Source organism: Blautia sp. AM42-2 (assembly GCF_003480245.1).
Classification (GTDB): Bacteria; Bacillota; Clostridia; order Lachnospirales; family Lachnospiraceae; genus Fusicatenibacter; species Fusicatenibacter saccharivorans.
The window spans coordinates 47,044-60,470 of the sequence record NZ_QUIM01000004.1; the positions used below are offsets into that span (position 1 = coordinate 47,044).

General features: G+C 48.6%; 15 protein-coding genes. 14 read left to right on the forward strand and 1 reads right to left on the reverse strand.

All coding sequences use genetic code 11. The features are described 5' to 3' along the window. The first annotated feature begins 70 nt into the window (after nt 1–70). From DW915_RS06695 to DW915_RS06750, 12 genes are all read left to right on the forward strand, one after another. Nucleotides 71–739, forward strand: coding sequence for an A24 family peptidase (locus tag DW915_RS06695; protein WP_147398422.1), 669 nt, complete (start codon nt 71–73; stop codon nt 737–739). Continuing rightward, the gene (locus DW915_RS06700) at nt 736–1,773 is read left to right on the forward strand and encodes a ParA family protein (protein WP_022461950.1); all 1,038 of its coding nucleotides are present in this window, start codon (nt 736–738) and stop codon (nt 1,771–1,773) included. The genes DW915_RS06695 and DW915_RS06700 overlap by 4 nt, the downstream gene beginning before the upstream one ends. Beyond that, complete coding sequence (locus tag DW915_RS06705) at nt 1,770–2,948, forward strand: CpaF family protein (RefSeq protein ID WP_118719952.1); 1,179 nt, start codon at nt 1,770–1,772, stop codon at nt 2,946–2,948. Before DW915_RS06700 ends, DW915_RS06705 begins: the two co-directional genes overlap by 4 nt. Next, nucleotides 2,945–3,745, forward strand: coding sequence for a type II secretion system F family protein (locus DW915_RS06710; RefSeq protein WP_022461948.1), 801 nt, complete (start codon nt 2,945–2,947; stop codon nt 3,743–3,745). Before DW915_RS06705 ends, DW915_RS06710 begins: the two co-directional genes overlap by 4 nt. 71 nt (nt 3,746–3,816) lie before the next feature. Then, complete coding sequence (locus tag DW915_RS06715) at nt 3,817–5,115, forward strand: type II secretion system F family protein (protein WP_022461947.1); 1,299 nt, start codon at nt 3,817–3,819, stop codon at nt 5,113–5,115. 50 nt (nt 5,116–5,165) lie between these two features. Further along, the gene (locus tag DW915_RS06720) at nt 5,166–5,333 is read left to right on the forward strand and encodes a Flp1 family type IVb pilin (RefSeq protein ID WP_022461946.1); all 168 of its coding nucleotides are present in this window, start codon (nt 5,166–5,168) and stop codon (nt 5,331–5,333) included. A gap of 156 nt (nt 5,334–5,489) precedes the next feature. Further along, complete coding sequence (locus tag DW915_RS06725; protein ID WP_022461945.1) at nt 5,490–7,022, forward strand: DUF5702 domain-containing protein; 1,533 nt, start codon at nt 5,490–5,492, stop codon at nt 7,020–7,022. Nucleotides 7,023–7,188: 166 nt separating this feature from the next. Beyond that, on the forward strand, nt 7,189–7,926 hold the full coding sequence (locus tag DW915_RS06730; RefSeq protein WP_147398423.1) for a hypothetical protein: 738 nt from the start codon (nt 7,189–7,191) through the stop codon (nt 7,924–7,926). A gap of 100 nt (nt 7,927–8,026) precedes the next feature. After that, nucleotides 8,027–8,458: a prepilin peptidase gene (locus tag DW915_RS06735; RefSeq protein ID WP_022461943.1), complete on the forward strand. Its 432-nt coding sequence runs from the start codon at nt 8,027–8,029 to the stop codon at nt 8,456–8,458. 2 nt (nt 8,459–8,460) lie between these two features. Continuing rightward, on the forward strand, nt 8,461–8,886 hold the full coding sequence (locus DW915_RS06740) for a TadE/TadG family type IV pilus assembly protein (protein ID WP_238061911.1): 426 nt from the start codon (nt 8,461–8,463) through the stop codon (nt 8,884–8,886). Between the two features lie 16 nt (nt 8,887–8,902). Next, nucleotides 8,903–10,396 carry a DUF6382 domain-containing protein gene (locus DW915_RS06745; protein ID WP_022461941.1) on the forward strand — a complete coding sequence of 498 codons (1,494 nt, stop codon included), beginning with the start codon at nt 8,903–8,905 and terminating at the stop codon, nt 10,394–10,396. A 495-nt stretch (nt 10,397–10,891) separates the two neighbouring features. Continuing rightward, on the forward strand, nt 10,892–11,566 hold the full coding sequence (locus tag DW915_RS06750; protein WP_118741829.1) for a rhomboid family intramembrane serine protease: 675 nt from the start codon (nt 10,892–10,894) through the stop codon (nt 11,564–11,566). On the opposite strand, the gene DW915_RS06755 is transcribed toward DW915_RS06750, so the two are convergent. Further along, complete coding sequence (locus tag DW915_RS06755; RefSeq protein WP_055219129.1) at nt 11,541–12,224, reverse strand: two-component system sensor histidine kinase NtrB; 684 nt, start codon at nt 12,222–12,224, stop codon at nt 11,541–11,543. The genes DW915_RS06750 and DW915_RS06755 overlap by 26 nt on opposite strands. A gap of 202 nt (nt 12,225–12,426) precedes the next feature. Here DW915_RS06755 and DW915_RS06760 point away from each other — a divergent pair, with 202 nt between their 5' ends. Further along, nucleotides 12,427–12,843 (forward strand): HIT family protein, encoded by a 417-nt coding sequence (locus tag DW915_RS06760; RefSeq protein ID WP_172680766.1) that lies wholly within the window; start codon nt 12,427–12,429, stop codon nt 12,841–12,843. A gap of 59 nt (nt 12,844–12,902) precedes the next feature. Next, the gene (locus DW915_RS06765; RefSeq protein WP_158581033.1) at nt 12,903–13,427 is read left to right on the forward strand and encodes an RNA polymerase sigma factor; all 525 of its coding nucleotides are present in this window, start codon (nt 12,903–12,905) and stop codon (nt 13,425–13,427) included.

Here is a 13,427-nt window from a genome sequence, read left to right on the forward strand (position 1 = left end):
GTGAAATTGCGATACGATTCTACGAATCCGCGAAAAACGGAAAACCTTTCACACGATTTTTCTTTTTGGTGTGAGAAATTTTCATCTCGTTTTTGGAGGCAATTCACAAACCGGAAAAAGTTGCCGAAAACCGCTGGACAAATCGAAAAGAGGCAACTATAATGACCTCACAATCAAGTTGACCCAAACGAAACGGGAGGTGAGAGACAAAATGTCTTTGCAGCACTGTCTGGTACTGACAGTTGCGACAGGGGCGGTATGGATGGATTTAAGAACACGCAGAATTGCAAATGAATGGATTATCACCGCATGGATCGCCGGGCTGGTTACACAGCTCATCCGCTATGGCGCCGCGGGAGCGGGTATTTTTCTTTTTGGGATGCTTTTCCCGATACTCGCACTTTACATTCTGTTCTATTTTCATATGCTGGGCGCGGGAGATATCAAACTCCTATCCGCTGTTGGAGGCTTTCTCGGTGTGCCAGCGATCCTGAAATGTATGATTGTGTCGTTCCTGTCTGGAGCGGTCTTATCTATCGGAATTATTCTCGTCTGCGGAAATTTACCGCAGCGTCTTACCAAATTTTTCAATTATTTCCAAACTTATTTTACCAAAAGAAAATACCAGAAAAAAACAGAGCCGGTTCCCTATTACGATGGGAAGTGGGGCATGGAGTGCATCCATTTTTCAGTTCCCGTGCTGATGGGAGTGCTGCTCTGGATTGGGGGATTTTATTGAATACTGCAAAGAAAAAGAGTGTTTTTGCAGTCTGTGACACGGAAATGGAATATGCACGCAATTTTATGGAATATCTGAACCAGAAGAGAAATATTCCGTTCGAAGTGCATGCATTTTCCAGTGCGGAGATGTTTCTGGAGTTCGCAAAGAATAACGAAACAGAGATTCTTCTGATTTCGGATAAAGCGATGAAAGAAGAGATCCGCCGGTATCCGATCCGTCAGATTATCATTCTGTCTGAGGGCGTACACAGTCCGGTGCTGGATCAGTATCCGGCGGTCTACAAATACCAGTCGTCGGAAACGGTGATCCGCGAGGTCATGGCGTGCTACGGCGTAGAAAACGGTGTCGATACATCGCCTGCACTGCTGCCGAAAAAGGAAATGCGCATCATCGGCATTTATTCGCCGGTCGGACGGACGCAGAAGACCTCGTTTGCCCTGACGATGGGGCAGATTCTGGCAAAAGAGCGGGCAGTGCTGTATCTCAATATGGAGAGCTATTCCGGATTTGAACGGCTGCTGGAATGCAGCTACGACAGGGGGATGAGCGATATTCTGTATTATGCGAGACAGGAAAATCAGGGCATCATCTACAAACTGGGCGGAATGGTCCAGTCGATGCAGAACCTGGATTATCTGCCGCCCGCTGCATCGCCGATGGACATTCAGACTGCAAAATACGAAGAATGGAAATGGCTGTTTCAGGAGATTGAGAAGAACAGCAGCTATGAAGTGCTGATTCTCGACCTCGGGGATGGCGTGGCGGATCTGTATCAGATCCTGGATTTTTGCAATGAAATTTACGTTCCGATAAGGAATGATGTGATTTCTGCGGCAAAAATGGAGCAGTTTGAAAATTTGCTGCGCCGGTGGGACTGCCAGTCGGTGCTGGACAAGATGCGGAAAATCCACGTTCCGTTTCACACGGCCAACCGGACGGGAAAAGCCTACTTTGAGGAGCTTGTCTGGAGTGAGCTGGGCGACTATGTGCGTCAGATTCTGCGGGACGGAAGAAGAGGAGAAGAAACATGACAATGCCGGAAATTCTGCGGAGAAAACTGATGGAGCGGATCGATATCGCATCCGAACCGGATGACGGAGAGGTTCTCGAAGAGATTGACCGTCTGATTTTAGGGGAAGAAGAAACACGGTATCTTCCGGTGGCACAGAAGGCGGAGCTGCGCAGACAGCTGTTCTACAGTGTGCGGAGGCTCGATGTCCTGCAGGAGCTGCTGGAAGATACGGGAATTACCGAAATTATGGTAAACGGTTATCAGCATATCTTCGTGGAACGGAACGGCAGAATCGAGAGATACGGCAAAAGCTTTACCTCCGCGGAAAAGCTGGAGGATGTGATTCAGCAGATTGTAGGCCGGTGCAACCGCGTGGTGAATGAACAGAATCCGATTGTGGATGCACGGCTGGAAAATGGAGACCGCGTCAACGTTGTCATGAAACCGGTCGCATTAAACGGACCGATTCTGACCATCCGCCGCTTTCCGGAGCAGGCGGTGACGATGGAATTTCTGGTCTCCATCGGGAGTATTACAAAAGAGGCGGCAGAGTTTCTGCAGACCCTCGTCCGGACCCGCTACAGCATGATGATCGGCGGGGCGACCGGATCTGGCAAAACGACATTTCTGAATGCGCTTTCCGCCTACATTCCAAAGGGCGAGCGCATCATAACCATCGAAGACAATGCAGAGCTGCAGATCCAGGGTGTGGAGAATCTGGTGCGGCTGGAAGCAAAAGAGGCAAATCTGGAATCAGGAACAGAAATTACGATCCGCGATCTGATCCGCGCAGCTTTGCGTATGCGTCCGAACCGCGTAATTATCGGCGAAGTGCGCGGAGCGGAAACGTTTGAATTATTATCCGCACTCAATACCGGGCATGCGGGATCTTTGAGCACGGCACATGCAAACAGCGTGAAAGATATGATCTCCCGTCTGGAAACGATGGTGCTGATGGGAGTGCAGCTCCCGTTGGAAGCAATCCGCCGCCAGATTGCATCGGGAATCGAAATTCTCGTGCATTTAGGACGAGGGGAGGATGGAAGCCGTCGGGTGGAGGAGATCGCAGAGATCACAGGGATGGAGGAGGACGAAATCAAAACGGTTTCTTTGTTTCGAAGAGAATATGGGAGAGGCCTGCAAAAGACAGGCGAACTGGTACACAGAGAAAAACTGGAGGGGAAAACAGGATGAGAATACGTGAGGGAAGCCAGGCAAAGACGGGCATGGCAGAGGAGAAGGAGACGAAGGGGATCGACTATCAGACCTGGGAATTTACCGGTCGGGAATATCTCGAAATAGCGGGAATCAGTCTTGGGATTGCCGCCGCTGTGAACCTGCTCTGTTACCGGGCGTGGTGGGCATGCATTGCTGTGGTTCCGGTTGGAATCGTATGTTTTCACACGTATCGGAAAAACCGGATTCAGAGGCGGAAAGAGGAGCTGTACGACAGTTTCCGGGATCTGATTGCGTGGATGCACACGGCACTGCGTTCCGGCTATTCCATGGAAAATGCAGTGCTGGAGGCGGCAGGACAGCTGGAACAGTCGCTGGGAAAAGAAAACATTCTGGTACAGGAACTGCGCCGGATGCGTCATAAAATGATGATTTCCGTGCCGGTGGAACAACTGTTTCAGGATCTTGCGGTGCGAAGCCGCATTGATGATATTGCGACGTTTGCAAGTGTACTGGTGATTGCGAAGCGGACAGGAGGAAATGTCTGCGAGATCTTTCAGAATACGTGGGATATTTTCTGTACGAGAATTGACACGATGCGGGAAATCCGTGCGGGCGTTTCTTCCCGGCGGTTCGAGCAGAATATTATGAGTGTTGTGCCGTTTGGAATTCTGGGATATGTACAGCTTTCCTTTCCGGAATTCTTAAGTGTGATGTATGGGAATGTAATCGGGGTTTTCTTCATGAGCGGATGCCTTGCCGTGTATCTGGCGGCATGGGTGCTTGGAAAGAAGATTCTGGACATTGAGTTTTAAGAAGCAATTGAAGTTTAAAAAGTAAGACTGCGAATCATAACGATTCGTCCGCAAAAAAGGGGAGGAATCAAATGTTGTGGATTTGTCTGACCGCATGGGCGGGGCTGTTCATCTGGTATTTCCGGATGAGAAAAAAGGCGGAAGATCACAAATTGGTGAGACGGATTTTCTGCCTTGCAGCGACAGGGTTTATAGCGGGCACTGCACTCTGCCTTCCGATCGGAGTGCGAAAAGTTTCAGGAGATGAAAAAGCGGAACTTCAACTGGAACGGGGTGCCTTAGGCAGCCAACCGACAGAGGAAAAACTTGAGGTTTCTGTTGGAAATCAGAAACCGGAAAGAATTACACTGTCTGTACCTGCAAGAGCTTACAGCGCAGAAGAGATAGAAGAGGCGTTCAGTACGGCGATAGAGGCGCTGGATGAAATCATCTTAGGTGAGAATCTGTCTTTTCATACGGTAAACAGAAACATGGATCTGGTTACGGAAATACCGGGAAGCCCGGTGGCGCTTAGCTGGGAAACAGACAGGCCGTTGTTGATTGACAGCCGGGGTTTGCTGTCAGACGAGATTCCCGAAGAAGGAGTGGAGGTTACGCTGAAAGCGGAACTGGAACTTCAGGGGGAAACAACAGAATATATACGGAAGGTTCAGGTCTATCCACCGGAGATAAAAGGGCGGGATGAGGTTCTTAGGGCACTGAAAAAAGCAGTGGAAAAAGAAAACGAAGCACATCCCGAAGAAACAGCCTATTATCTGCCGGAGACACTGAACGGAGAAACTGTAACATGGTCAAAAGTGCCGGATCTGACAGGTCTGGAACTGATGGCACTTGCCGCGGCGGCAGGAGCAGCCTGCTGGGCGGCAAAAGGAAGGGAAGAAGAAAAAGCAAGGCAGAAAAGAGAAGAACAGATGCTGCGGGATTATCCCGAAATTGTCAGCAAAATGGTTCTTCTTCTGGGTGCCGGGCTTGGGATGCGGAAAGTACTCGAGCGGATTGCAGTGGATTACCGGAAAGATCTGGCGCTTGGCGGGCAGAAACGTTTTGCCTATGAAGAGATTGTATTTACCTGCCAGGAGATGGAAAACGGTGTTTCTGAGCAGGAAGCGTACCAGCGCATGGGAATGCGTATGGGAACCGGAGCGTATCGTTCCCTTGCTGTTCTGCTGACGCAGAATCTGAAAAAAGGCAGTAAAGGACTGCTGGAATTATTGAAACAGGAATCGCAGGAGGCCTTTGAGGAGAGAAGAAGGCAGGCGAAAACAACAGGAGAAAAGGCATCGACAAAGCTTCTTCTTCCGATGGGCATGATGCTTGCGGTTGTATTGGTCATACTCACGGTTCCGGCATTTTTGTCCTTTTATGCATAGGGGATGTTTTTATCCCCACAACAGCTGGTAAAGAGAGGGAGGTGGAAATTATGAAGCTGATATCGGAGTTCTGGAAAGAGGAAGATGCGGTGGGTGTTGTGGAAGTGATTCTGATTCTCGTTGTGCTGATCGGACTCGTACTAATCTTTAAAAAGCAGCTTGTGAGTCTGGTCAACAGTCTGATGGAGAAGGTCACAAACCAGAGCAACACCGTATAAACGGGAAAATGTCCAATACGGAACTCCAAAGAAAAATTTAGAAGCCGGTACGGACCTATATGTCATTTGCATATCTGTGTCTCGGTATATCCTTTATCCGATCCACGGCATCTAAAGTTCGAAAAAGTAAAAGTAAAGTGGAAGGAGCTGTATCCCATGAGGGAAACAGAAAGACAGAAAAGATGGGCAGCCGGAAGCATAACAGCATATTTGTGTCTCGTTCTGATACTGATGCTTTCCCTGGTTTCCGGGACAATTGCGTCGGTGCGAAATGCCCATGCACGGGTGATGACGGCCTGCGCAATGGAACAGGGACTGTATTCTCTGTTTGCCGGGTATGACAGAACACTGCTGGGACAGTACGAGCTGTTTTTTTATAACGGCGGGGATAAGAGCGGTGTCTGGAAACCTGAAACCATGAGCAGAAAAGTCGCAGAAACTGCGGGAGAAGTTCTGTCCCCCACTGCATCGGGGATGGGAATTCTATCAGGCAGTTTATCTGGCGGACAGGTTACAGAAGTTTATCTCGGCGGCTATCGTCTTGCGACAGACGAGGAGGGAAGTGCTTTCTCCCGTCAGATCTGTGAGGCAATGAAAGCCAGCCTTGGAACTTATGGAATACAGCAGCTTTCCCAGAAATTAAGAGGAGAACAGGAAACCGTGAAACGTCAGGAGGACGGACAGAGCGGTTACGAGGAAGAGGAGGTTTTAAAACAGTATGAAGAATCCAAACAGCCAGAAGAGGGAACAGAAAAAACAGAAGGTGAAGGAGAATCTGGAAACGGCACGCCTTCGGAACCGGATCAGAAGCAGCCGGTACCGGAAGATTTTGTGAATCCGATTGAGGTCATTCAAAAAGTAATGAAAATGGGAATTTTAGGACTGGTCCTCCCGGAAGGGCAGGCACTGTCGCAGGTGGAAACGGATGTATCGTTTCTTGCATCAAAACGGGAGCTGCAGAGCGGGTTTGGCATGGCAGAGTGTGGAAAAGAACTGAGCTTTGTGGATAAGATGCTTTCATCCGAATATATTCTGTGGAAATTTCCGTGCTATACCAGCAAGGAGAAGAAGGAAGGGCTGCAGTGCCAGGTGGAATATGTGCTCTGCGGAAAAAACAGTGATCAGGATAATCTGGCGGGAACCGTGAACCGTCTGCTGGCGCTGCGGGAGGCGGCAAATCTGGTGTATCTGGCAAAAGATGCGCAGAAGCAGGGCGAGATGGAAGCAATGGCGGGGGTAATTGCCGCGTCGTTTGGAGTTCCGGCGGCGATGCCGGTTGTGAAAATGGCACTTGCCGTGTGCTGGGCATTTGCAGAAAGCATTCTGGATCTGCGGGAACTGCTGGATGGTGGAAAAGTAGCACTGTTCAAAACGGCAGAATCGTGGCAGCTTTCTCTGGAACAGCTTCCGAAACTGCTGGAAACAGGGGATCAGAGCAGAAAAAATGCACCGGGCGGCATGGAGTATTCCGATTATCTGCGGCTGCTTTTGATGCAGAAATCGGGAAAAGCGGTAACGTTTGGAGCGATGGATCTGGTGGAATACAATATGCGGACAGAACAGCAGCAGCCGGTTTTCCGACTGGATTGCTGTGTCGATGAACTGGAAGCCGGTTTTACGGCGGTAATTGGGAAACGAGAGTATGAGATTACGAGAAATTATGGATATGAAATGCAGGGAGCAGCCTGAAAGATGGGATGACTCCGGCAGGGATACAAAAGGGTGTTCTTCTGAACGGCACATTTATTTCTGGAACCTTATCAAAAAACTTATCCACTCTTCCGGGAATTTTTATAAATCCGGATCAGGAGAGCAGCCTTTTGTAAAACGAAAATGGAACAGGGCAAGCCTGACGGTGGAAGCTTCACTGGCACTTCCTGTTTTTCTGATCGCGGTTCTTGTGTTATTAAAAATCGTGGATCTTTACCGGTTGCATGGAATGCTGACGGTATCTCTGCAGGAGTCCGCGCGGTATCTTTCCGTCTGTGCCTACGCGGTGGATGAGACGGGAAAAGAAACGTATGAAATACCGGAAACGGCCGCGTGCATTGCTTATGCAGAAGCAAAGATTCCAAAAGAAATCCGCGAAAATGGAATGGTGACACTGGCAGGAAGCTGTGTGAAAAATGGATGGCTGGAACTGAAAGCGATTTACTGGCCGAAAATGGGAAACCGCCTCGTTCCGGTGCAGAACCGGGGAATTGCAGCGTGTGCGAAAGTGCATCTGTTCTGCGGAAAGACAGAAGAGGAGGCGGATGAAGAAGAGGGCGAAGCAAAACAGATGGTGTGGGTGACTGAGAACGGCAGTGTGTATCATACTGATTCGTCGTGCAGTCATATCAATCTTTCGATCCAGGTTTCCTCACCGGGTGCGCTTGCGTGGAAACGGAATCAGGATGGAGAAAAATATAAGGAATGCGAACAGTGCGTGGGAAATGGCGCTGCGGGTGCGGAAGTTTACTATACGAAATACGGAAACCGGTATCATAACAGTCTTTCCTGCAAAGGGCTGAAACGTAAAGTAAAACTTGTAGCACTGGAACAGACGGATGGACTGCCGCAGTGCTCGAAATGCGCGAAAAAGGCGGCGTAAGAAAGCCGGATATGAGCAGAGCAGGTGTCTTCTTTCCGGGTGAGACCGGAAAGAAGGACGGTAAACAGAAACTCGGGTTTGCGGAAAGGAGGCCGCGGCTGTGTATCAGGAAGAAGTAAAGAGTGCAATTATATTGCTGTATCTGGGGATTCTTGCCGGAATGGATGTGAGGAAACGGCAGATCAGCCTTGTACTGACCGGTGTTTTATTCCTTGCAGGCATTGGATGGCAGATTCTGGTGGAACAGACATCGTGGCTGGAATGGCTGCTGTCCCTGCTGCCGGGAGCGGGATTTCTGACGCTCAGTTATATATCACGGGAACAGGTGGGATACGGGGACGGCCTTCTGCTTCTGACGGTTGGAATCTGGCTGGGATTTGGGCAGACGTTCGGCGTTCTGACGCTGGGACTCATTCTCTGTTCGGTACTCTGCGGAGTCCTTCTGATGCGGAAGAAAATACGGAAACAGGATTCCATACCGCTGGTGCCGTTTCTGCTGCTTGGATTTGTGGGGAGGTGCGGAATGCTTTGAAAGTGAAAATGAGAAAAGCAAGTATTACGGTAGAGGCAGTTCTGGTCGTGCCGCTTGTTCTGATGGTGATTTTTCTTCTGCTGTCGCTGACATTTTTTGTGCACGCACGGAGCTGGTATACATTTGCGGCATATGAAAGCACAATGCTTGCCGCCAGTGAAGGCCGCCTGTCTGTGGAAAAAGGAGAGGCAGCCGCCCAAAGCCGGATGGAATGGTGGATTTCCCAGATACCGCTTCCGGCTGAACCGGTGACCGTACAGACGGTGTGCAGAGAAAAAGAGATTCAGATAAAAGCAGAAGGAAACATTCTGCCAATCTGGAGCCGGAACGCGTGGGAATATTCGGTTTTGAGTGAAAGCAGGAGAAACAATCCGGTGAAAACGATCCGGAAGATACGGGCAGTAAAACAGATCTGGAACCAGAAGTAAGGACGGAAGCGGAGAAATGCAGATTGATTATAAAAGAGATTTGAACCATACGTATGTTATTTTACAGGAGGAAAAAGAGCCGGACACGGCGTCGTATCAGATCCGTATGCTGCTGACAAACGCAATCCCAGGGCTTTTGGACTGCAAAATCGGGAAAATGGATGATAAAACATTGTTTTACTATGAGGTGACATCAAGGCAGTCGCTTCAGAGTGTGTTTGAACAGCGCTCGATTGGGGCGGAGGCGCTGCGGAAACTGTTTGAACAGCTGCTGGATCTTCTCGAAGAACTGGGGCAGTACCTGCTTGCACCGGACGGCCTCGTTCTGCAGCCGGAGCTGGTTTTTGCAGATGCAAATCTGGAGAACTTTTCCTTCTGTTATCTGCCGGGAAAGCAGGGACACACAGGCTGTTTTCAGAAGCAGATCCGGGAGCTGATGGAATATCTGCTGCCGAAGCTGGATCACCAGGAGCAGGATGCGGTGGTACTCGGGTATGGACTGTATCGGGAGATTTCGGCGGAGATCTTTTCGGTTGAGATGATTCAGGCACTCTTATATCAGACAGGGAAAGAGAAGAAAGAAACGACGGAGCAGGAGGGAAAAGAGCGTCCCAGGGAAGAAAATCCGCCTGTACAGATGGAGGAAACACTTTGGGAAGAACAAGAAGCGGAAGCGGCGGAAAATTTTTTTGTGGAAGCGGAGGAAGAAAAGGATGAGGGACGCTGGAAAAATATTGTGGAAGCAGTGATCTGCATCGGATTTCTGGGAGGTGTGCTGGCACTGCGGTGGACACAGGCCGAAACTGTTTGGTATCTGGTGCTGGGAGGAGCAGCGGCTGTTGTGGGAATTGTAAGTCTGGCATTGGAACTTGTCAGTCGATGGAAAAAGCGGCAGTCGGGAACAGAAACAGGAAGCTATGGGAAGGCCGCAGGAATCCGGAAACAAGGAGAAACGGGAGATGTATTTTCGGAATATCAGAATCGGAAGGGCTTAAAACAGAAAGATGGAACATGGAATCCGCAAAGCGATACAGAACAGCAGGGATGGAGAAGGGATTCCTCAGTCGAAAAAGAGAAAACATGGGAAAAGAATGAAGAACAGGAAAACAGAAAGATGCACAGCCTGATGGAATTGGAGGGGCATGAAGAGGATCTGTTTGGAAAAACGGAACTGCTGACCAGCCCGGAGGATGAGGGAAGGGCATATCTGATTCCGATAGATCCGATTGATCTTCCGCTGATCCCGATTGAACGCGGAAGCACATTGATTGGAAAACTGTCAGCGGCGGCAGATGTAATTCTGCCATACCGTACGGTAAGCCGCCTTCACGCAAAGCTGGTCAGTACAGAAGAGGGAGATTATCTGCTGGATCTGAATTCGCGGAACGGAACAACGGTGAATGGCGTTCCATTGATGGGCGAGACAAAAAAGAAGCTGGAGGATGGAGATGATATCTCATTTGCCGGGAAGAAATACCGGTATAAGGCGGGAGAGAAAAACAGAAATTAGAGAAAAATGACGCATTACACTTTTTCGATTTGGAGAAAGTGCTGGATGCGTTATTTTTAACACCAGTAGACAAGAAGTCCCCCGTTTCTGAAGCGGTGGGATGAATTGCTAGATGAATTGCTAAAAGAAACATAACGGCAGTGGCGGGCGGAGAGAAATCGGTATCTTCCACTGACATGAGGCAAGTCACAGTCGAACTATTTTCGACATGTCAGACTCCGTGAAATACCGACTGTGAGTTGAAACAATATGGCAGAATGATCGAAGAAAAAAGTTATGCGAATGAAACAAAAATATTATAGAAAAGAAAATTATGTATAAAGCTAAAAAGAGAAATAATGTAAAAAATAACGTCATAAAACGTCGAAAGCCGTTGTGAAGCGTCAATAATTGTCGAAAAACATTTATCAAAAAAGAAAAAAATTTGACGATTTCTTGCATTTACAAGTGAATTAAATTATAATAAAAAAATAGCACAAATAAGGAAATGATGTAATGGAAGAACAAAGGAAAAACAGTTACGATCCGAACGAAGATATCGTGGACCGTATGTGGAAGAGATCAAAAAACAGCATCAATCTGGTCATCATCGTATGCAATATTCTGGTATTCCTTGCAGTCACACTGACCGGAGGGACAGAGAGCTCCAGACATATGATGGACTGCGGTGCGGCGTATGCGCCGCTGATTGAGAGCGGAGAATACTATCGCCTGTTTACGAGTATGTTTCTTCACTTTGGCATCCAGCATCTGATCAACAACATGCTGCTTCTTTTGTTCCTTGGGGATTACCTGGAACGCGCAGTTGGAAAGACCCGTTATCTGGTCATCTATCTGGGCGGCGGACTCGTCGGAAATCTGTGCTCGTATCTGCATGAACTGTCCCTGATGAAAACAGGGGAAGCACCGGCAGTTTCCGCCGGCGCTTCGGGAGCGATTTTTTCTGCTGTCGGAGCGATGCTTGTTCTTCTGGCATTTCGGAAAGGAAGGCTGGAGGATCTCACCTTCCGGCGGATGGCCGTCATGGCTGTCCTTTCGCTGCTGGTCGGATTCCAGTCTTCAAATGTGGACAACTTCGCACACATCGGCGGTTTTCTGGCAGGTGCAGTCTTGATGGCGGTTCTCTATCCGGGAATGGCAAGGATCAGGAAAAGGGGAAAACGACCGTAAAGGTGCTTCCTTCCCCGGGAACGGAAGAAACGGAAATCGTGCCGTCGTGTGCGGTTACAATTTCCTTGCAGATGGCAAGTCCAAGGCCGGTTCCGTTTTTCTTATGTGTGACAAAAAGGTCAAAGAGAGTCGGCAGATCCTCGGCGGGGATTCCGCAGCCAGTGTCCTGCACACGGATGGTCAGAAAGTCACCGTCGAAACAGAGAGAGATTTTGATCGTTCCGCCGGAAGGCATTGCTTCCGCCGCATTTCGGATCAGGTTCAGAAAAAGCTGACGAAATTGCGTGGTATCAAGGGCAAAGCGCGGAATGGCAGATTCCTTGACAAGTTCAATGGAAACCTGTTGTTTTTCGAGGAGAACGCCGGTATCGGCACAGAGATTCTGGAGCAGAAGATAAGGATTCACGTAAGCGCGTACCGCCCGATATGAATGATTATAGCAGGAGAGCTCATCGAGCAGGGAGTTCAGAAAAGCCATATTTTCCTGGATTTTCTGAAAATAGAGATCGTTGGAAAGCTCCGGATGCGCTAAAAGAAGAAGCTGATGAAAGCTGTGGATAACCGCAACAGGATTTCGAACCTCATGTGAAATCCGGGAAATCATAGCGTGACATTCTTCCGATAAGCCCTGTGAATTGGTTGTTGGTTCTTTTGACATAGCCGTATCCTCCTTATGATGCGTAGGTAATGATTTTTGATTAGGCAAAAGTTTAGCATTGAAAGGGGGAGCGCGCAACAAAAAGCGTTCTGCATTATTTGACATTTTTCGACAAATAGTGAGAAAATAGAGTTGTTCGGAACCGTGCAGAACGGGATTTTGAACAACAGAAAAATTAAAAAAAGTAAAGGAGAAAAAGATCATGGATTGTATTTTTTGTAAATTAGCAAACGGAGAAATTCCAACCGCGACACTGTATGAGGATGATGAGTTCCGTGTCATTCTGGATCAGGGACCGGCAACGAAAGGACATGCGCTGATTCTTCCAAAACAGCATTTTGCAAACATTTATGAAATTCCGGATGAAACCGCAGCGAAAGCAATGATTCTCGGCAAAAAAATGGCGACGGCCATGACGAAAGCGCTTCATTCCGATGGCTTCAATCTGGTACAGAACAATGGTGAGGCAGCAGGACAGACGGTATTCCACTTCCATATGCATCTGATTCCAAGATATGAAGGTGACAATGCCGGTATTGCTGCATGGAAGCAGGGAACTCTCGAGGATGCGGTAAAAGAGCAGATCATTGAGAGCGTGACGGCAGAGCTGAAGGCCTGAGAAAAGGCTGGCAGCAGCCAGAAAAAGAATCAATGACAGACGAACAGGGGCGGAGAACAATGGACAAAAATAACTTTTCAGAAATATATAAAAAGTATGTAATGACAGCCTATTCAGCCGCAATGCAGGTGGTACACAATGAAGCCGATGCGGATGATATCGCACAGGAAACGATGGTGAAACTGTACCTGAATATTGATGCGCTGGATGAAGACAGAGTAGAAGGCTGGGTCCGTGTCGCTGCAAAGAATCTGGGAATTGATTATCAAAGAAAAGCACAACGTTTTGACTGGAACGAACTGGATGAGGATCTTCGGGCGGAAGAGATGGAACTTCCGACGCTTGCAGAGGAAGAAAAGCAGGAGAGAAATCATTTTTTGCGGGAAGTGATGGATGCACTGAAAGATCATGATGAATCGGGTTATTATATTACGCGTGAAATCAAGGTGCATGAGCGTTCGGAAAAGGAAGTAGCATCCGAAATGGGTATCACCATCGGAAATCTGCGGGTGAAAATGACCCGGACGAAAAAATGGCTTTGCCAGCACTTTGCTGACAAAGCCAGAGAAAGGGGATTTCTGTAG

Coding starts and splice junctions, on each gene's coding strand:
- DW915_RS06720 (WP_022461946.1), top strand. CDS start 5,166: ATGAAGCTGATATCGGAGTTCTGGAAAGAGGAAGATGCGGTGGGTGTT.
- DW915_RS06725 (WP_022461945.1), top strand. CDS start 5,490: ATGAGGGAAACAGAAAGACAGAAAAGATGGGCAGCCGGAAGCATAACA.
- DW915_RS06745 (WP_022461941.1), top strand. CDS start 8,903: ATGCAGATTGATTATAAAAGAGATTTGAACCATACGTATGTTATTTTA.
- DW915_RS06705 (WP_118719952.1), top strand. CDS start 1,770: ATGACAATGCCGGAAATTCTGCGGAGAAAACTGATGGAGCGGATCGAT.
- DW915_RS06750 (WP_118741829.1), top strand. CDS start 10,892: ATGGAAGAACAAAGGAAAAACAGTTACGATCCGAACGAAGATATCGTG.
- DW915_RS06760 (WP_172680766.1), top strand. CDS start 12,427: ATGGATTGTATTTTTTGTAAATTAGCAAACGGAGAAATTCCAACCGCG.
- DW915_RS06710 (WP_022461948.1), top strand. CDS start 2,945: ATGAGAATACGTGAGGGAAGCCAGGCAAAGACGGGCATGGCAGAGGAG.
- DW915_RS06755 (WP_055219129.1), bottom strand. CDS start 12,224: ATGTCAAAAGAACCAACAACCAATTCACAGGGCTTATCGGAAGAATGT.
- DW915_RS06765 (WP_158581033.1), top strand. CDS start 12,903: ATGGACAAAAATAACTTTTCAGAAATATATAAAAAGTATGTAATGACA.
- DW915_RS06715 (WP_022461947.1), top strand. CDS start 3,817: ATGTTGTGGATTTGTCTGACCGCATGGGCGGGGCTGTTCATCTGGTAT.